Annotated in this window: 17 protein-coding genes and 1 tRNA gene; 4 read left to right on the top strand and 14 right to left on the bottom strand. The window is 67.0% G+C overall.

Features of this window, described 5'->3' with window-relative positions; genetic code table 11:
- Positions 1-12: 12 nt before the first annotated feature.
- The 10 genes from AC1ROX_RS31110 to AC1ROX_RS31065 all read right to left on the bottom strand — a co-directional run bounded on the left by AC1ROX_RS31110 (position 13) and on the right by AC1ROX_RS31065 (position 9,215).
- Complete coding sequence (locus tag AC1ROX_RS31110) at positions 13-387, bottom strand: hypothetical protein (protein ID WP_493132743.1); 375 nt, start codon at positions 385-387, stop codon at positions 13-15.
- Between the two features lie 178 nt (positions 388-565).
- A tRNA-Lys gene (locus AC1ROX_RS31105) sits at positions 566-641 on the bottom strand.
- Positions 642-735: 94 nt separating this feature from the next.
- On the bottom strand, positions 736-1,890 hold the full coding sequence (gene rodA / locus AC1ROX_RS31100) for a rod shape-determining protein RodA (RefSeq protein WP_493132742.1): 1,155 nt from the start codon (positions 1,888-1,890) through the stop codon (positions 736-738).
- Entirely contained in the window at positions 1,887-3,782 is a 1,896-nt protein-coding gene (mrdA, locus tag AC1ROX_RS31095) for a penicillin-binding protein 2 (RefSeq protein ID WP_493132740.1), read from the bottom strand. Before mrdA ends, rodA begins: the two co-directional genes overlap by 4 nt.
- Positions 3,779-4,351 (bottom strand): hypothetical protein, encoded by a 573-nt coding sequence (locus AC1ROX_RS31090; protein WP_493132738.1) that lies wholly within the window; start codon positions 4,349-4,351, stop codon positions 3,779-3,781. The genes mrdA and AC1ROX_RS31090 overlap by 4 nt, the downstream gene beginning before the upstream one ends.
- 1 nt (position 4,352) lies before the next feature.
- Positions 4,353-5,252, bottom strand: coding sequence for a rod shape-determining protein MreC (gene mreC, locus AC1ROX_RS31085; protein WP_493132736.1), 900 nt, complete (start codon positions 5,250-5,252; stop codon positions 4,353-4,355).
- 41 nt (positions 5,253-5,293) lie between these two features.
- Complete coding sequence (locus AC1ROX_RS31080) at positions 5,294-6,334, bottom strand: rod shape-determining protein (RefSeq protein WP_068189726.1); 1,041 nt, start codon at positions 6,332-6,334, stop codon at positions 5,294-5,296.
- A 192-nt stretch (positions 6,335-6,526) separates the two neighbouring features.
- The gene (locus AC1ROX_RS31075; RefSeq protein WP_493132734.1) at positions 6,527-6,865 is read right to left on the bottom strand and encodes a hypothetical protein; all 339 of its coding nucleotides are present in this window, start codon (positions 6,863-6,865) and stop codon (positions 6,527-6,529) included.
- Positions 6,866-6,867: 2 nt separating this feature from the next.
- On the bottom strand, positions 6,868-8,019 hold the full coding sequence (locus AC1ROX_RS31070) for an acyl-CoA dehydrogenase family protein (protein ID WP_493132733.1): 1,152 nt from the start codon (positions 8,017-8,019) through the stop codon (positions 6,868-6,870).
- Positions 8,020-8,114: 95 nt separating this feature from the next.
- Positions 8,115-9,215 carry a Zn-dependent alcohol dehydrogenase gene (locus AC1ROX_RS31065; protein ID WP_493132731.1) on the bottom strand — a complete coding sequence of 367 codons (1,101 nt, stop codon included), beginning with the start codon at positions 9,213-9,215 and terminating at the stop codon, positions 8,115-8,117.
- A gap of 42 nt (positions 9,216-9,257) precedes the next feature.
- On the opposite strand from AC1ROX_RS31065, the gene AC1ROX_RS31060 reads away from it, so the two are divergent.
- Entirely contained in the window at positions 9,258-10,016 is a 759-nt protein-coding gene (locus tag AC1ROX_RS31060) for an SDR family oxidoreductase (RefSeq protein ID WP_493132729.1), read from the top strand.
- A 196-nt stretch (positions 10,017-10,212) separates the two neighbouring features.
- Here the strand turns inward: AC1ROX_RS31060 and ilvC are convergent, their stop codons facing one another.
- The gene (gene ilvC / locus AC1ROX_RS31055) at positions 10,213-11,232 is read right to left on the bottom strand and encodes a ketol-acid reductoisomerase (protein WP_493132780.1); all 1,020 of its coding nucleotides are present in this window, start codon (positions 11,230-11,232) and stop codon (positions 10,213-10,215) included.
- Positions 11,233-11,410: 178 nt separating this feature from the next.
- On the opposite strand from ilvC, the gene AC1ROX_RS31050 reads away from it, so the two are divergent.
- Complete coding sequence (locus AC1ROX_RS31050) at positions 11,411-11,956, top strand: hypothetical protein (protein ID WP_493132728.1); 546 nt, start codon at positions 11,411-11,413, stop codon at positions 11,954-11,956.
- Positions 11,957-12,042: 86 nt separating this feature from the next.
- Here AC1ROX_RS31050 and ilvN read toward each other — a convergent pair whose 3' ends face one another.
- From ilvN to miaA, 3 genes are all read right to left on the bottom strand, one after another.
- Positions 12,043-12,555, bottom strand: coding sequence for an acetolactate synthase small subunit (gene ilvN / locus AC1ROX_RS31045; protein WP_493132726.1), 513 nt, complete (start codon positions 12,553-12,555; stop codon positions 12,043-12,045).
- A complete protein-coding gene (locus AC1ROX_RS31040) occupies positions 12,552-14,342 on the bottom strand; it encodes an acetolactate synthase 3 large subunit (RefSeq protein ID WP_493132724.1) in 1,791 nt (596 codons plus the stop codon). The genes ilvN and AC1ROX_RS31040 overlap by 4 nt, the downstream gene beginning before the upstream one ends.
- Before the next feature lie 93 nt (positions 14,343-14,435).
- Complete coding sequence (miaA, locus tag AC1ROX_RS31035) at positions 14,436-15,371, bottom strand: tRNA (adenosine(37)-N6)-dimethylallyltransferase MiaA (protein WP_493132722.1); 936 nt, start codon at positions 15,369-15,371, stop codon at positions 14,436-14,438.
- A 50-nt stretch (positions 15,372-15,421) separates the two neighbouring features.
- Between miaA and serB the strand changes: the two genes are divergently transcribed.
- Together serB and AC1ROX_RS31025 are read left to right on the top strand one after the other, a co-directional pair.
- Positions 15,422-16,303 carry a phosphoserine phosphatase SerB gene (gene serB, locus AC1ROX_RS31030; protein WP_493132720.1) on the top strand — a complete coding sequence of 294 codons (882 nt, stop codon included), beginning with the start codon at positions 15,422-15,424 and terminating at the stop codon, positions 16,301-16,303.
- Positions 16,300-17,304: an NADP-dependent oxidoreductase gene (locus AC1ROX_RS31025; RefSeq protein ID WP_493132719.1), complete on the top strand. Its 1,005-nt coding sequence runs from the start codon at positions 16,300-16,302 to the stop codon at positions 17,302-17,304. Before serB ends, AC1ROX_RS31025 begins: the two co-directional genes overlap by 4 nt.
- The last annotated feature ends 91 nt before the right edge of the window (positions 17,305-17,395 follow it).

Raw genomic sequence — 17,395 nt, 5'->3', positions numbered from 1 at the left:
CGCAGCCCCGGCTCACCCACGAAGGATGGCGGGCTTCACCTCGACGACACGGAAGGGCCTGGCCACACCGTCATGCTCCGTGACGGTCACATACTCGCCCACCGTGAAATTGTGCCGATCGAGCTTGAAGATGGGCTCGTCATCGTCCGGCCCCGGCGCGTAGGAAAACGCCCATCCACCGCGCGTGTGCACGAGCGATCCGTGCTCGTCGTCCGATCCGCTCCAGAAACGACGGACGCTGCACGCCGCCCTGGCGTCCGGGAATGCCGCCGAGTCGAGATGGCCCTTGGAATCGAGCGGCGCCACCAGCTCATAGCCGTGCGCCGCACTCCCCTCGGGAAATTCGGGAGTCCGGGCCAGTTCCAGCCGGATCTGCTTCAGATGCATGTCATGTCTCCATGGATCGCGGTCAGATCCTAGGCCGCGAGACTGGATCGGGTCCTTGACATGGCTCAAACCCGGCGACCCCGCCGCATCTGATGAATGCCGCGGGCGGGAAACCGTCTCACCCAGACTGCCGGGGTGAACGTCCATCTCTAAGTGCTTGGAAACATGCTTCCGGGAATGGTGGGCGCACCAGGGCTCGAACCTGGGACAAGCTGATTAAGAGTCAGCTGCTCTACCAACTGAGCTATGCGCCCCCATTTCTGGGGTCATTGCCCGGAAGGCGGCGGCTATACCAAGGCGGGTTGGCCTTGTCGATAGACTCTTTTGAAGGAAATTTTGCAGGCCAGCTTACCGTGTCCGGGGGAGCTGGGCGTCGCGGTAGACGTTGACCCCGATCAACAGGCCGCAGGCGAACATGACCGACAGGAGCGCGGTGCCGCCGTTGCTGACCAGCGGCAGCGGCACACCGACGACCGGCAGCATGCCCATCACCATGGCGGTGTTGATGAACACGTAGAGGAACATCATCGCGGTGACACCCAGCGCCACAAGGCGGCCGAAATGATGCTGGCTGCGGAAGGCGATGGAGAAGCCCCAGACCACGACCAGCGCGAACAGGCCGAGCAGCACGAAGGCGCCGGCCATGCCCCATTCCTCGACGAAGGTCGTGAAGATGAAGTCGGTCTGCTTCTCGGGCAGGAAGTTCAGCGACGATTGCGTGCCCTTCAGGAACCCCTTGCCGAACATGCCGCCCGAGCCGATGGCGATCTTCGACTGGGTGATGTGATAGCCGGCGCCCAGCGGGTCGCGGTCGGGATCGAGGAAGGTGAGCACGCGCTTCTTCTGGTAGTCGTGCATCAGCGACCAGGCGATCGGCAGGCAGGCCACGGCGCTGACGCCGGCCGCGAGGAACATCCAGATCCGCACGCCGGCCACGAACAGGAGCGCGCCGCCGCCCATCAGCACCATCATCGCGGTGCCGAGGTCGGGCTGGACCATGACGAGGCCGACCACCGCCAGGATCATGATCACCGGCGGCAGGGTGTAGAGGAACTGCCCCGCCTGCTCGCGGCGCAGGCCGTGATAGTAGCGGGCGATCACCAGGATCACCGCGACCTTGGCGATCTCCGAGGGCTGGATCTGCATCGGCCCGATCACCAGCCAGCGCTGGGCGCCCATGCCGATCTTGCCGATGACGTCGACCGCCACCAGCAACAGCAGGGACACGATGTAGATCGGCCAGGCCAGCGTCAGCCAGATCTTGGGATGGACCAGCGCCACCACTAGCATGAGGATGAGGGCCGAGCCGTAGCGCACCGCGTGGCGCGCCGCCCACGGCTCGAAGCGGCCGCCGGCCGCCGAGTAGAGCGCCAGCACACCCACGCCGGCGATCGCCGTCAGCACCAGCACCAGGCCCCAGTTGATGCGCCAGATCTTCTCGGCGAAACCGACCGGCGCCGGCGCGTCGAGCGCCGTGCTGCTGCCCATCGCGGCGAGGCTCATCGCGACGCCATCTTCTTGAAGCGGTCAGTACGGCGCGACGGGTCGCGCTTCATGGTCTCGACCAGCACGTCGCGGCCGATCGGGCCCGCGGTGGCGCCGCCCGCCTGCCCGTGCTCGACGATGACGGCGCAGGCATAGCGCGGATTGTCGACTGGCCCGTAGCAGACGAACAGCGCATGGTGGCGCAGGTGCCAGGGCAGCGAGGCCTGGGTGATCCCCATCTCGCGCTCACGCTCGGTGATGCGCTTGACCTGCGCCGTGCCGGTCTTGCCGGCGAACATGAACTCGGCCTGCTTGACCTTCAGCGCACCGGCCGTGCCCAAACTGCCGTTGACCACGTCCGACATGCCCTGGCGCACGATCGCCAGATGCTGCGGGTTGAGCCGCAGCGACGGCGCCGTCGGCTTGGTGCGCGGCGCCGGCGGCGCCAGTTCCTCGCGCGGCGTCGCCTTGGCCAGCAGCAGGTTGGGCTGGACCTCGTAGCCGCCGTTGGCGATGCGCGCCGTCATGATGGCGAGCTGCAGCGGCGTCGCGGTCATGTAGCCCTGGCCGATGCCGAGATTGAACGTGTCGCCATGCTGCCACGCACTGCCGATCTTCTCCTGCTTCCAGGCGCGGGTCGGCTGGTTGGCGGCGGACTCTCCCGGCAGGCCGAGGTCGCTCACCTTGCCGAAGCCCAGCCGCTGGGCCATTTCGCTCACCCGGTCGATGCCGGCGCGCCGGGCCGCCTCGTAGAAGAAGCAGTCGCATGAACAGGCGATGGCTTCGGTCACGTTGGTCGAACCGTGGCCGCCCTTCAGCCAGCAATGGAACTTGATTTTGCCCAGCTCGAGGTAGCCGGGGCACGGCAGGCGGGTCCACGGGTCGATCGCCTTGGACTCGAGCGCGGCCAGCGCCGTCACCATCTTGTAGGTCGAGCCCGGCGGATAGACGCCGGCGATCGCCTTGTTGTGCAGGGGCCGCTCGGGATTGTCGAGCAGGTCGCGCCATTCGGTCTGCGTGATGCCGCGCGCGAAGGTCGAGGGATCGAAGCCCGGCGTCGAGACCATGGCGATCACGTCGCCGGTGATGACGTCGAGCACGACGACGGAGCCGCTCTGGTGCTCCTTCATCTTCTCGGCGGCGAAGCGCTGGATGTCGAGATCGATGGTCAGCAGCGCGTTGGCGCCGGGCTGGCCCTCGGTGCGGTCGAGTTCGCGCACGACGCGGCCCACGGCATTGACCTCGACCTGGACGGCGCCGGCGCGGCCGCGCAGGTCGTCCTCCAGCGAGCGCTCGACGCCCTTCTTGCCGAACCGCATGGTCGCCAGCGACAGGACCGGATCGTCGCGGCCGGCGAGATCCTCGTCGGCGACGCGGCCGGTATAGCCCACGAGGTGGCTCATCAGGTCGCCTTCGGGATAGTCGCGCGACTGGCCGAGATCGATGAACACGCCGGGCAGGTCGGGCGCGTTGAACTCGAGCCGCGCCACCTCCTCCCAGCCGAGATTCTCGCGCACCACGATGGGCTGCGCGTTGCGGCTGCGGCGCAGCTCGCGCAGCAGGCGGGTCTTCTCGGCCTCGCCCAGGGCGAAGATCTGGTCGAGCCGCTCGACCAGCACGTCGGCGCCGCGGCCGCGGTCCGAGGTCGCCATGGCGCGGAAATTGTTGCGGTTGACCGCGAGCGGCACGCCGCCGCGATCGAAGATCAGGCCGCGCGACGGGGCCAGCAGCCGCATGTTGATGCGGTTCTCTTCGGCGAGCGTGGCGAAGCGGTCGGTCTCGACGACCTGGAGCTGGTACAGGCGACCGGCCAGCGCCGTCATCAGCACCGCCTGCGCGCCGCCCAGCACGAGGGCGCGGCGCGTGAACAGCCCGCTGCGTTCGCCGTCGCCTTTACGGAAATGTTTCATAGCGTGGTCTCACCCGGCCGTGCCGAGCCGCGCGACAGTTCGGGCACGTTCAGCGGATCGCGCGCACGCACGCGCGCCAGCAGAGGGGCCAGCAGCGGGTAGATCACGATCACCACGATATACTGCAACATCGCGGGCACCGGATCGATGGCCGCCCAGGTCCACAAGGTGGTGAAGGCCCAGACCAGCACGACGAAGCCCCAGCACAGGATGCAGAAGCCCGCCCACTGGAACAGAAAGGGCACACCCACGAGATATCGGCGATTGTTCATGACGGCGGCGCGGACCAGCACGAAACCCAGCGCGCTGACGCCGACCGGCGCCCCCGGCCCGCCCAGCAGCAGGTCGAGCAGGATGCCCATGGCCAGCAGCAGCGGTCCCGGCAGGCGCTCGGGCGTCGCCAGGCTGAACTGGAAGACGACCAGCACCGGCAGGAGCGGCAGCGTGTCGGAGAGGTACGGCGCGCGCAGCGGCGCCAGGGTCAGCAACACAAAGAACAGCAGGACCGTGCCGGGAAGGGCCGCCCTGCCCCAGCGGTCGAGAAGCGCCAGCGTGCCGTCGACCCGCATGTCAGCGGGACCGCACGGCGGTGCCGCCCGGCGGCGGGGCGGGCGCCGTCGGGGCGCCGGTTCCGACCAGTCCGGTGACGCCGTAGTCGACCACCCTCACGAATTCCAGCCGCGAGAAATCGGTGAAGGGCCGCACCCGCACGCTGCCCTCGCTGGTCTCGACGACCTCGCCGACCGGAATGCCGACCGGGAAACTGCCGCCGTGGCCCGAGGTCACGATGCGGTCGCCGGTCTGCACGCCGGCGATGCTCTGCAGCAGGGTGAGGCGCAGCCGGGGCGAATTGTCGCCCGCCAGGATGGCGCGCTCGCGCGTGCGCTCGACCAGCACCGGCAGGCGCGAATTGACGTCGGTCACGAAGAGGACCCGCGAGCTGTTCTCGCCGACCTCGGCGATGCGGCCGGCCAGGCCCTCACCGGTGACCACCGCCTGGCCCGGCGCGACACCGACCCGGCGGCCGACATTCAGCAGCGCACCGCGCATATAGGCACTGACGCTGTCACCCACGAGGCGGGCGGTGATGAAGGAGGCCTCCGGCCCTTCCCGGAAATTGGCGAGGCCGCGCAGCCCGTCATTCTCGTTCTCGAGGCGCCGCGCCGCGGTCTGCCAGGCGAGCAGGCGGGCATTCTCCTCGCGCAGGCGCGCATTCTCGTCGCGCAGCGAGGCGAATTCACGGAGATCGGCGATGGCGCGATTGGCATAGGCCACGGGACGGGCGATCCCTTCCAGGACGGGGCTCACCACGTCGAGGGCCAGCACGCGGGCGTGCTCGACCAGCACGGTGTCGGCCTTGCCGACCAGCATGACGCCGAAGGCTACGATCACGAGCAGGCCGAGGGCGAAGCGCGACACCACCGTGCGCACCGTGCCAGCGACTACCTCGAAGTCGTCCCGAATCGCCATGTCCTGCCCATTCTAACCCAAGAGGGCGGCGGCGTAGCCTGTTAGTACATCGACGAAAGGACGCCGCGCAGTCGCACGATGTTCTCGACAGCATGGCCCGTGCCAAGGGCCACGCAGAGCAGCGGATCCTCGGCCACCGAGACCGGCAGGCCGGTGGCCTGGCGCAGCACGGTGTCCATATTGGCCAGCAGGGCGCCGCCGCCCGTGAGCACGATGCCCTTGTCGACGATGTCGGCCGCCAGTTCGGGCGCGGTGTTCTCCAGCGCGACCTTCACGGCCTCGACGATGGCGCTCACCGGCTCCTGCAGGCTCTCGGCGATCTGCCGCTCGGTGATGACCAGTTCCTTGGGCACGCCGTTCATCAGGTCGCGGCCCTTGATCTCCATGGTCCGGCCCTCGCCGTCGTCCGGCGGGCAGGCGGAGGCGATGGTCTTCTTGATGCGCTCGGCCGAACTCTCGCCGACCAGGAGGTTATGGTTGCGGCGGATATAGGCGATGATCGCCTCGTCCATCTTGTCGCCGCCGACGCGCACGGAGCGCGGATAGACGATGCCGCCCAGCGACAGCACGGCCACCTCGGTGGTGCCGCCGCCGATATCGACGACCATCGAGCCCGTGGGCTCGGTCACCGGCAGGCCGGCGCCGATCGCCGCCGCCATCGGCTCCTCGATCAGCCAGACCTTGCGGGCGCCGGCGCTCTCGGCCGATTCCTGGATGGCGCGGCGCTCGACGGCGGTGGAGCCGGAGGGCACGCAGACCACGATCTGCGGATGGGCGAAGCTGCGGCGATTGTGCACCTTCGAGATGAAGTGCTTGATCATCGCCTCGGCGACTTCGAAGTCGGCGATGACGCCGTCGCGCAGCGGGCGGATCGCCTGGATGTTGCCGGGCGTACGGCCCAGCATCATCTTGGCTTCTTCGCCAACCGCGAGGACCTGACGCTTGCCGCTCTGCGTGGTGAGAGCCACGACGGACGGTTCGTTGAGAACGATGCCCCGACCCTTCACGTAGACCAGCGTGTTCGCTGTTCCGAGGTCGATGCCCATGTCCGCCGAAAATAGCCCGATGACGCGCGACAGCATTGAGTTAAGTCTCTGTAATTACGTCGAAAATTCTTGATTTATTGGCGCCATTCCGAGGTCCAGCGCCGGAGGTGCGACCGGGTTTAGACCGGCAGGGCAATGCTCGCAAGGCGATTCAAACCGTTACAGCGATGGTCACGGTTTGTGCCCGTTCGCGATTCGGCGCGACTGAACATGCGCGCAACGAGCGTCTTAGGCACTCGCCAGCCGGCGCTCCTGCCGTTCGAGCCAGGCCACGACATCGGCGCGGCGGCCCGCCTCGATATGCGCCCATTGATGCGACTTCAATTCCTCGCCGCGGCCGGAGCGCCAGTATTCCTTCACGACGAGCATGGTCCACGGCGCGGCACCGGTCTTGCGACCTGTCGTGACTTCGACGGTGAAACCGTGGCCGGCGCCGGCGTAGGAGTGCCGCTCGCGCTGCCACTCGACGCCGTCGATGCTCCACGATGTCCGCGGCACGCGCGAGGTGCCGGCTTCCAGCAGGCGATCGACGATGCGGAAGAACGACGCGTCGCCGATCTTGCGCACCTCTAGAGGCCCATCATCTTGGCGATGGTGTTGCGCTGGATGTCGTTGGTGCCGCCGCCGATCGAGCCGACGCGGACGTCGCGGAACAGGCGCTGGATGTCGTGCGCCATCGTGTAGCCGGCACCGCCCATGATCTCCATGGCGAGGTGGGCGCATTTGAACTCGCCGTCGGTGCCCTGGATCTTGGCGATCGCCGTCTCCTCGACGGGATCGAGGCCGGCATCGAGCATGTCGGCCAGGCGATAGGTCAGCGCCTGGGTCGTGCGCAGCAGGATGCGCATGTCGGCGAACTTGTGCTGGATCGCCTGAAACTTCGAGATCGGCTGGCCGAACTGGATGCGCTCCTGGGCGAAGCGCTTGGCGTACTCGATGGCGAAATGCATGTTGCCGCAGGCTTGCGCGGCGAGACACAGGCGTTCGAGGTTCAGCCCCTTCATAAGGCCCGACCAGCCGCGATTCTCCTCGCCGATCACATGGTCGGCCGGTACGAACACGCCGTCGAAGAAGATCTCGTTGGCGTGCGTGGTGCGCCGACCAAGCGTCGGCAGCGGCTGCATCGTGAGTCCGGCGGCGCGCGCATCGACCCAGAAGAGTGTCACGCCCTTGTGCCGTGCCTCGCTGTCGGTCTTGGCGACGACCATCAGATAGTCGGCGACGTGGGCGGCGCTGATGTAGAGCTTCTGCCCCGTGATCCGGTAGCCGTTGCCGTCGCGCACCGCCCGCGTCTTGATGCCCGACGCATCCGATCCCGTGTCCGGTTCGGAGAGCGCGAAAGCCGACTTGAGCTTGCCGGCGCAGATCTCCGGCAGATACCGCCGCCGCAGATGCTCGCCGGCCGTGAGCTGCAGATGCATGCCGCCATAGACGACGGTCGGCAGATAGAGCGAGGACGCGCCGCTGTAATGACGCGCCAGCGCCTCGACCAGCACGACGAGATCCTTGCGGCTGCCGCCCATGCCGCCATAGGCAGGATCGTACGGCAGCGCCATGTAACCGGCCTCGGCCAGTGCATCGAAAGCGGCGTGCGGGAATGCAGACTCATCGTCGAGCCGCCGGATTTCCTCCGGCGGCAGTACGCGGGCCAGCAGCTCGGCGACATTGCGCCGGATCAGGACCTGCTCGTCGGTCAGGCCGAATTCGTCGAGGGTGCTCATCTACTTCGGCTTCGTGTCCTGGTGGTACAGGTAGTAGGCGTAGCCGCCGGCGGCGGCGAGGGCCACGAGGCCCAGGATCTCGAAGGGTGACATGATCAGTCGAACACCACGACGCCGCGCGCGACCTCGCCCGCCATCATGCGCTTGAAGCCCTCGTTGATTTCTTCGAGCTTGTAGGTGCGGCTGATCAGGCCGTCGATGTTCAGGCGCTTGTTCATGTAGTGGTCGACCAGCACCGGGAAATCGAGGTCGGGCCGCACCGAACCGTAGAAGGTGCCGCTCATCGTCTTCTCGGCGAACACCATCGCCATCGGTGAATACTGCGCCCGCGCCGTCGCGGCGGCGATACCGACGGCGACGCCGTGGCCGCCTGGCGCCAGCGCGTCGAAGGCCAATGCCTGCGTGGCGCCGATCGACACCGCGTCGAAGGAGTAGTCGACCCCGAGGCCGCCGGTGATCTCCTTCACCTTCTTGACCGGATCTTTGTCGGTCGCGGTGTTGACGGTGTGGGTGGCGCCAAACGTCTTCGCCATCTCCAGCTTGTTGTCGAGGATGTCGGCCGCGATGATCTTGCTGGCGCCCGTGAGCATCGCGCCCTGCACCGCGTTGAGGCCGACGCCGCCGCAGCCGATCACCAGCACGGTCGAGCCCGCTTCGATCTTCGCGTGCCGCGTCACGGCGCCGACGCCGGTCGCCACACAGCAGCCGACCAGGGCCGCCTGCGGCCACGGCATATCCTTGCGGATCGGGATCACCATCTCTTCCGGCACCACGACCTCTTCCGCGAAGGTGCCGATGCGGGCCATCTGGTTGATGCCTTCGCCCTTGTGCTTCAGCCGCAGGGTGCCGTCGTACTGCGATCCCGGCGGCACGGACGCACGGCCGATGCAGAGCACCGTGCGGCCCTGCGTGCAGTAGCGGCAGCGCCCGCAATGCGGACGGAACGAGAAGATCACATGGTCGCCCGGCCTCACCGTCGTGACGCCGGGGCCGCATTCGAGGATTTCGCCCGCCGCCTCGTGGCCCGGCACGATCGGCATCGGCGAGGGCCAGTCGCCGTTCATGATGTGCCAGTCGCTCTGGCAGACGCCCGACGCCTTCATCTTCACGCGCACTTCCTGGGCCTTGGGCGGGTCGAGCTCGCACTCCACCACCTGCAGCGGCTCGTTGGGCTTGAACAGAACGGCGGCCTTCATGTTTTTCCTCCCGAAGCGTTGCCGGCACTATATCATCGCGCCATGAGCAAAACCCTCCTGATCACCGGCGGCGCCTCGGGTATCGGCGCCGAGACCGCCCGCCAGGCCGCCACGCGCGGCTACGGCATCGCCATCAACTACCGGACCCGCGACGCGCAGGCGAAACAGGTCGTGGCCGACATCGAGGCCAAGGGCGGCAAGGCGATCGCCCTGCCCGGCGACATGGCGCGCGAAGCCGACATCGTGCGGCTGTTCGAGGAGACCGAGAAGGCGCTGGGGCCGATCACCCATCTGGTGAACAGCGCCGGCACCAACGGCAAGCGCGGCCGGGTCGACGAATATGACGCCGACGTGCTGGCCAACCTCTTCGCCACCAACGTCACCGGCCTGATGCTGTGCTGCCGCGAGGCAGCCAAGCGCATGTCGACCAGGAACGGCGGCAAGGGCGGTTCGATCGTCAACGTCTCGTCGATGGCGGCGACCTTGGGCGGGCGCCTCGGCTCCTCGGCCTATGCCGCCAGCAAGGGCGCGGTCGACGCCTTCACCAAGGGCTTCGCGCGAGAGGTCGCGGCCGAGGGCATCCGCGTGAACTCTCTGCGACCCGGCATGGTGCTGACCGAGATGACCGAGGGGCGGCTGAAGGAGGCTGCGTTCCGCGCCAGCATCGAAGCGTCGATCCCGATGGGTCGGGTCGGCAAGTCGGTGGAGATCGCCGAGGCGGTGTTGTGGCTGCTGTCGGACGAGTCGTCGTTCATCACCGGCGCGATGCTCGATGCATCGGGTGGTGGGTACATAATCTAAGACGAAGCGCGATCCGCTGTCGTGTCATCCCGAGCGCAGCGAGGGATCCTTAACTGCTGCCGATCAAGGATCCCTCGCTTCGCTCGGGATGACACACACAAAACGGGCCCCGAAGGGCCCGTTCTTATCTGTTCTGCCCGGTGCGGGCTCTCGCGCTTGATTACAAGCGCTGCCGCCCGCCGGCGTCCAAGGCGCGCTAGTTGCGCGCCTTGTCCACCAAAGCCTTTTCTTTAATCCACGGCATCATCGCGCGGAGCTTCTCGCCGATCTCTTCGATCGGGTGCTCCGACATGCGCTTGCGCGTGGCCTTGAAGGAGGCCTGGTTGACCTTGTTCTCCAGCATCCAGTCGCGGGCGAAGCGGCCCGACTGGATGTCTTCGAGGACGCGCTTCATCTCGGCCTTGGTCTCGGCCGTCACGATGCGCGGGCCGGTCTTGTATTCGCCGTACTCGGCGGTGTTGGAGATCGAGTAGTTCATGTTGGCGATGCCGCCCTCGAAGATGAGGTCGACGATCAGCTTCACCTCGTGCAGGCACTCGAAGTACGCCATCTCCGGCGCGTAGCCCGCCTCGACCAGCGTCTCGTAGCCGGCCTTGATCAGCTCGACGAGGCCGCCGCACAGGACGACCTGCTCGCCGAACAGGTCGGTCTCGCACTCTTCCTTGAACGAGGTCTCGATGGTGCCAGCGCGACCGCCGCCCACCGCCGACGAGTAGCTCAGCGCGATCTCGAGCGCGTTGCCCGAGGAGTTCTGCGCCACCGCCACGAGGCAGGGCACGCCGCCGCCGCGCACATACTCGGAGCGCACGGTGTGGCCGGGGCCCTTCGGCGCGATCATGAACACGTCGAGGTCGGCGCGCGGCGTCAGCAGGTTGAAGTGGACGTTGAGGCCGTGCGCGAAGGCCAGCGCCGCGCCCTGCTTCATGTTGCCGTCGAGGTCGGCGTTGTAGATGTCCGACTGCAGCTCGTCCGGGGTCAGCATCATCACGATGTCGGCCCACTTGGCGCCCTCGGCCGGCGTCATCACGGTGAAGCCGGCACCTTCGGCCTTCTTGATCGTGGCCGAGCCCGCCTTGAGGGCAATGCGGACGTCCTTCACACCCGAATCGCGGAGGTTCATCGCGTGGGCATGGCCCTGGCTGCCGTAACCGACGATCAGGACCTTCTTGCCCTTGATCAGGTTCACATCGGCATCACGATCGTAGTAGACACGCATTGGGGCCATTCCTCCTGGCAGCTGCACTTCTTGCAAACAACGGGGGTTAGTAGACAAACCGGCCCGTAAAAACCAGCCTCGAATCCCGCTCTATCGCATGTCCACCCTGCACTTCTACATATGGTATGCGTGGGTCAAGGCCACCCAAGCCCCCGTCCGTCTCCGAGGAAAGCCCGCTATGTCGATCCTTCGCTCCGCGTCCGTCCTTGCGCCCCTGGCACTCGCGCTGGTTGCCTGTTCCCAGCCCTCCGACGCGCCGACGGGGCCGGCCGTCGGCATGCCGGGCATCGACTACGCCGCGGAGAATTCGACGGTGCATGGCGCGGCGCGGGCGATGCGCAACCACACCTGGCTGTGGACCCGCACCAACGGCCCCGTCCAGATCCACTACTCGACGGCGGACGGCCGCGACCTCGTCTGGATGGTCGGCCAGCGCCGCATCTTCCAGGGCGAATGGATGGTCCAGAACACCAGCGATTCGAGCGGCCAGCAGATCACCCAGATCTGCCTCCGCTACCCCGGCGTGAATTACGGCGGGCTGAGCGCCACCCCGACCTGCCGGCCGGCCGGCACCTTCCTGGGCGAGATGCAGCAGCGCGAGGGCGGCGACCCCCTGCAGATGAACGGCCGCACCCAAGCGCTGTTCGTGATCGACAAGCCGCCGGCCAACCTGGCCGAGATCGAGGGCCGGGTGGCCTCGATCAAGGGCCTGTCGAATTACTGACGGGATGGATCAATGGAGCGCGCCACTCCGTGGCGCTCATGATCTTGAGCGCCACGGAGTGGCGCGCTCCATTGAGAGACCGGGCGCTAAAGCGCCTCGCCGCCGCGCGACATGGCGACGATGCCGGTGCGGCCGACATCGACCAGGCCCAGCGGCTCCATCAGGCCGATGAAGGTCTGCACCTTGTCTGAATTGCCGGTGACCTCGAAGACGAAGGAATCGGACTTGGCGTCGATCACCTTGGCGCGGAACACGTCGGCCAGGCGCAGCGCCTCGACGCGCTGCTCGCCGACGCCCTTCACCTTCACCAGCGCCAGCTCGCGCTCGATGTGCGGGCCTTCCACCGTGAGGTCGCGCACCCGATAGACCGGCACGAGACGGTCGAGCTGCGCTTTGATCTGCTCGATGATCATCGGCGTGCCCTTGGTCACGATGGTGATGCGCGACTGGCTTTCCTTCGCGTTGGTCTCAGCGACGGTCAGGCTCTCGATGTTGTAGCCGCGGCCGGAAAACAGACCGACCACGCGCGCGAGGATGCCCGGCTCGTTGGCCACCAGCACGGAGATGGTATGGGCGACGATAGCGGACTCCTTGCTCACACCAGCACCATGCCTTCTTCCGACACCTTCGCGGACTGCTTGTCGTCCGGACCCAGCAGCATCTCGTTATGCGCCGCTCCCGACGGGATCATCGGGAAGCAGTTCTCCTTCTCGTCGACGATGACGTCGACGATGACCGGATGCTTCAGCTCGATCATTTCCTTGATCGTGTCGTCGAGCTTGTCCGGATCCTCGCAGCGCAGCCCCTTGGCGCCGAACGCATCGGCGACCTTCACGAAGTCGGGCAGCGATTCGGAATAGCTCTCGGAATAGCGGCCGCCGTGCAGCAGCTCCTGCCACTGGCGGACCATGCCCATATAGTGGTTGTTCAGCACGAAGATCTTCACCGGCAGACGATACTGCGCCGCCGTCGAGAGCTCCTGGATGTTCATCAGGATCGAGGCCTCGCCGGCCACGTCGATGACCAGCGCCTCGGGATGGGCGATCTGCACGCCCAGCGCCGCGGGGAAGCCGTAGCCCATGGTGCCGAGGCCGCCCGAAGTCATCCAGCGGTTGGGCTGCTCGAACTTCAGGAACTGCGCCGCCCACATCTGGTGCTGGCCCACTTCGGTGGTGATGTAGTGGTCCTTATCCTTGATGTGGTGATAGAGCCGCTCCAGCGCGTATTGCGGCTTGATCACCTTGTTGTTCGGCTTGTAGGCGAGGCAGTTGCGCGCGCGCCAGGAGTCGATCTGCTCCCACCACGCCTTCAGCGCCTTCTGGTCGACCTTGGGCTGCTTCGCCTTCCAGGCCTTGAGCAACTCCTCCAGCACGATGCCGGCATCGCCCACGATGGCGAGGTCGACATGGACGTTCTTGTTGATCGACGACGGATCGATGTCGACGTGGATCTTCTTCGAGCCCGGCGAGAACTTCGAGAGGTTGCCGGTGATGCGGTCGTCGAAGCGCGCGCCGATGTTGATCATCACGTCGCAGCCGTGCATCGCCAGGTTGGCTTCGTAGGTGCCGTGCATGCCCAGCATGCCAAGGAACTGCTTGTCCGAGGCCGGGAAGGTGCCGAGGCCCATCAGCGTGTTGGTGACCGGATAGCCCGTGAGATGCACGAACTGCGTCAGCAGCTTCGACGCCTTGGGGCCGGCATTGATGATGCCGCCGCCAGCGTAGAACACCGGGCGCTTCGCGTTGGCGATCATCTCGATCGCCTGCTCGATCTTCTTGGGATCGGGCTGGGTCTGCGGCCGGTAGCTCTTGTGCGTCACCGCGACCTTGGGCGGCGCCACATACTCGTGCTTGTTCATCAGCACGTCCTTGGGCAGGTCGATGACGACCGGGCCCGGACGGCCGGAGCGCGCCACGTAGAAGGCCTCGTGGACCGAGCGGGCGAGGTCGCCCACCGACTTCACCAGGTAATTGTGCTTGGTGCAGGGGCGCGTGATGCCGGTCGTGTCGGCTTCCTGGAAGGCGTCGTTGCCGATCAAATGGGTCGGCACCTGGCCGGTCAGGCAGACGATCGGGATCGAATCCATCAGCGCGTCGGTGAGGCCGGTCACGGCATTGGTCGCACCGGGCCCCGAGGTCACCAGCACCACGCCGACCTTGCCGGTCGAACGGGCATAGCCCTCGGCCGCGTGCACGGCGGCCTGCTCGTGGCGCACCAGGATGTGGCGCAGCCGGTTCTGCTTGAAGAGCGAATCGTAGATCGGAAGGACGGCACCGCCGGGATAGCCGAAGACGACCTCGACTTCCTCGTCGATCAGGGCTTTCACCAACAGATCGGCGCCGGTCGTGGCGGGCTCCTCGGGCTTCATCACAGCGATCTCCTTCATGACAAATGTGCCGCAAAACGGGTGTTTTGCGGCGCGGCGGAACATAGTGACCGGGTTTGGGGCGGTCAATCGAAAAGTTCGAAACGCAAAGTTTCAGGCATCCAGATTGTCCAAATATTTCTCAATCTCGCCTAGAGCTTGTTCAGGCCTCGGATCCAATACGAAATCTGGTGTCATCTGGTGCCGGAACCACGTCATCTGGCGTTTGGCGTATTGCCGTGTATGGTCGATGCCGACTCGCCGGACGTCGTCCAGCGTCATCTCTCCCCGAAAATGCCGGAAGAATTCAGGGGCGCCATGGGCCTTGAGCCCCGGCCAGGCCGGATCGGGGTGCCGGTCGAAGACGGCCCGGACCTCGGCTTCCACGCCCTGGGCCAGCATGACGTCGAAGCGGCGCTCGATCCGCTCGCGCAACCAGGCGCGGTCGGGCGACAGCAGCATCGTGGCGAACTTCCAGGGCGCCGCCGAGGCCTCGCCCGCCTGCCAGTCGCTCAGAGGACGCCCCGTGGCCTGCCAGACCTCCCAGGCCCGCACATGGCGCTGGCGGTCGCCCGGCTTCAGCCGCTCCACGATCGCGGGATCGTGCTGTGCCAGGCGAGCGCGGAACGCCTCCGGTCCCAGCGTTGCCCAGTCGGCATTCGCCTGCTCGCGCAACTCGGGCGATGCGTCGGGAATGGGCGAGATACCCTGCATCAGGGTGCGCAGGTAGAGGCCCGAACCGCCGCACAGGATCGGCACGCCTCCCTCGCCCAGGACGCGCTCGATCTCGGCCGAGGCCAGCGTGCGCCAGCGGGCCGCCGATACGGTCTCGCTGAGCGGCAGCACGCCGTAGAGCGTGTGCGGCGCCCGCGCCCGCTCCTCGGCGCAGGGCTGTGCCGTCAGGACCGGGAAGGCATCGTAGGTCTGCATCGCATCGGCGTTGATCACCGTGCCGCCGCGCCGTTCGGCGAGCGCGAGCGCCAGCGCCGACTTGCCGCTGGCAGTCGGTCCGGCGACGACGATGACGGGGGTTCTCGCGTGGGAAGCCATGAACCGGCGCACTGTTTGCAAATCCGCGACCCCGCCGCTAGAGCCGGGGCGTGAAAAACGTCCTCGTCCTGATTTCCAATCCCGCCCGTCCCGCCGTGACCGATGCAGCGGTCGCGGCCGCCACCGAAGCCCTGAAGAGTGGCGGCGCCACCGTCGCCGCGCCCGACTGGCTCGACAAGGGCATCGCCTGCGACCTTCCGTTCGAAGGACCAGCCGCTGCCTTCAATCTGCCCGGCGTCGATGCGGTCATCCTCGGCGCGGAGGGCCGGCGCAAGAAGCTGCTCGTCGCCGACATGGAATCGACCATGATCCACAACGAGATGCTCGACGAGCTGGCCGACTTCCTGGGCTTGCGCGAGAAGATCGCCGGCATCACGGCCCGCGCCATGAACGGCGAGATCGATTTCGCCGGCGCGCTCGAGGAGCGGGTCGGGCTGCTGAAGGGCCTGCCCGTGGGCAAGCTCGACGAGGCCGCGACACGCATCCGCTACATGCCGGGCGGCAGCACACTGATCGCGACCATGAAGAAGCACGGCGCCTACTGCGCGCTGGTGTCCGGCGGCTTCACCTACTTCACCGCCATGGTGCGCCAGGCGCTGGGCTTCGATCTCGATGCCGCCAACGTGCTGGAACATGACAGCACGTCGCTGGCCGGCACGGTGGCGCATCCGATCCTGGGCAAGGAAGCCAAGCTCACGACCTTGCGGCGTCTGGCCGGCGAGCGCGGTCTCACCGAAGGCGATGCCGTGAGCGTCGGCGACGGCGCCAACGACCTGCCCATGCTCAAGGCCGCCGGCCTCGGCGTCGCCTTCCACGCCAAGCCGGCGGTGGCGGCCGAGGTGGCGGCCCGTATCGACCATGGCGACCTGAGCGCGCTGCTCTACCTGCAGGGCTATCGCCGCAGCGACTTCCAGGAAAGGAAAGACCCATGACCGACGTGCAGCAGATCGTCCTCGCCAGGCGCCCCGAGGGCGACGTCACAGCGGACTGCTTCCGCAGCGAGACGGTCACGTTGCCGGCGCTGGCCGACGGCCAGATCCTGGTGGCGCAGCGCTTCCTGTCGCTCGATCCCTACATGCGGCCGCGCATGACCGAGCTGCGCTCCTACACGCCGCCCTTCGAACTCGACAAGCCGCTGACCGGCGGCTCGGTCGGCGAGGTGGTCGAGTCGAAGAACCCGCGCTTCGCCAAGGGCGACGTCGTGATGGGCATGCTGAACTGGGCCACGCACACGGTCCATGACGGCAAGGGCCTGCGCAAGATCGACCCGGCCGGCATTCCCCTGTCGGCCTATCTCGGCGTGCTGGGCATGCCGAGCTTCACTGCCTGGTACGGCATCAAGCACATCTGCAAGCCCAAGGCGGGCGAGACCGTGTTCGTCTCGGCGGCGACCGGCGCAGTCGGCCAGGTGGCGGGCCAGCTCGCCAAGCTCGCGGGCGCCCACGTCGTGGGCTGCGCCGGCGACGAGCAGAAGTGCCAGTGGGCGGTGCGCGAGGCGGGCTACGATGCCTGCTTCAACCACAAGACCGAGCGCGATGTCGGCGCGGTGCTCGACAAGCTCTGCCCCAAGGGCATCGATGCCGATTTCGAGAATGTTGGCGGCAGGATCTTCCACGCCGTCTTCGCGCGCCTGAACAATTTCGGCAGGGTCGCCTTCTGCGGCGCCATCTCGGAATACCAGGACGCCACGCCGGTCGCGGGCCCCGAGAAGATGTTCACCATCGTCCAGCGCCGCCTGACCCTGCAGGGCTTCATCGTCTCCGACCACGTGGCCCTGATGGGCGACTTCGTGAACGAGGTCGGCGGGCTGGTGGCGTCGGGCAAGCTTAGGAGCCGAGAGACTGTGATCGACGGAATCGCCAAGGCGCCGGAGGCCTTCATGGGCCTGCTCAAGGGCGAGAACTTCGGCAAGCTGGTGGTGAAGGTCTCTTAGCTGGGGGCGCGCCACTCCAGTGGCGCGTCATGCGGTGTTGCAACAAAACCGTCTCTTCTCCCCCTCTTCTCCCCCCCCCCCCCCCCCCCCC

It is taken from the genome of Reyranella sp. GW821-FHT14A01 (assembly GCF_058803965.1).
The sequence above is the reverse complement of the archived record's forward strand: the minus strand, read 5'-3'. Positions and strand labels throughout refer to the sequence as shown.

Coding starts and splice junctions, on each gene's coding strand:
- AC1ROX_RS31090 (WP_493132738.1), bottom strand. CDS start 4,351: ATGCGGGTCGACGGCACGCTGGCGCTTCTCGACCGCTGGGGCAGGGCG.
- AC1ROX_RS31110 (WP_493132743.1), bottom strand. CDS start 387: ATGCATCTGAAGCAGATCCGGCTGGAACTGGCCCGGACTCCCGAATTT.
- AC1ROX_RS31065 (WP_493132731.1), bottom strand. CDS start 9,215: ATGAAGGCCGCCGTTCTGTTCAAGCCCAACGAGCCGCTGCAGGTGGTG.
- AC1ROX_RS31025 (WP_493132719.1), top strand. CDS start 16,300: ATGACCGACGTGCAGCAGATCGTCCTCGCCAGGCGCCCCGAGGGCGAC.
- AC1ROX_RS31040 (WP_493132724.1), bottom strand. CDS start 14,342: ATGAAGGAGATCGCTGTGATGAAGCCCGAGGAGCCCGCCACGACCGGC.
- mreC (WP_493132736.1), bottom strand. CDS start 5,252: ATGGCGATTCGGGACGACTTCGAGGTAGTCGCTGGCACGGTGCGCACG.
- mrdA (WP_493132740.1), bottom strand. CDS start 3,782: ATGAAACATTTCCGTAAAGGCGACGGCGAACGCAGCGGGCTGTTCACG.
- AC1ROX_RS31080 (WP_068189726.1), bottom strand. CDS start 6,334: ATGCTGTCGCGCGTCATCGGGCTATTTTCGGCGGACATGGGCATCGAC.
- AC1ROX_RS31060 (WP_493132729.1), top strand. CDS start 9,258: ATGAGCAAAACCCTCCTGATCACCGGCGGCGCCTCGGGTATCGGCGCC.
- miaA (WP_493132722.1), bottom strand. CDS start 15,371: ATGGCTTCCCACGCGAGAACCCCCGTCATCGTCGTCGCCGGACCGACT.
- ilvC (WP_493132780.1), bottom strand. CDS start 11,232: ATGCGTGTCTACTACGATCGTGATGCCGATGTGAACCTGATCAAGGGC.
- AC1ROX_RS31050 (WP_493132728.1), top strand. CDS start 11,411: ATGTCGATCCTTCGCTCCGCGTCCGTCCTTGCGCCCCTGGCACTCGCG.
- AC1ROX_RS31070 (WP_493132733.1), bottom strand. CDS start 8,019: ATGAGCACCCTCGACGAATTCGGCCTGACCGACGAGCAGGTCCTGATC.
- rodA (WP_493132742.1), bottom strand. CDS start 1,890: ATGAGCCTCGCCGCGATGGGCAGCAGCACGGCGCTCGACGCGCCGGCG.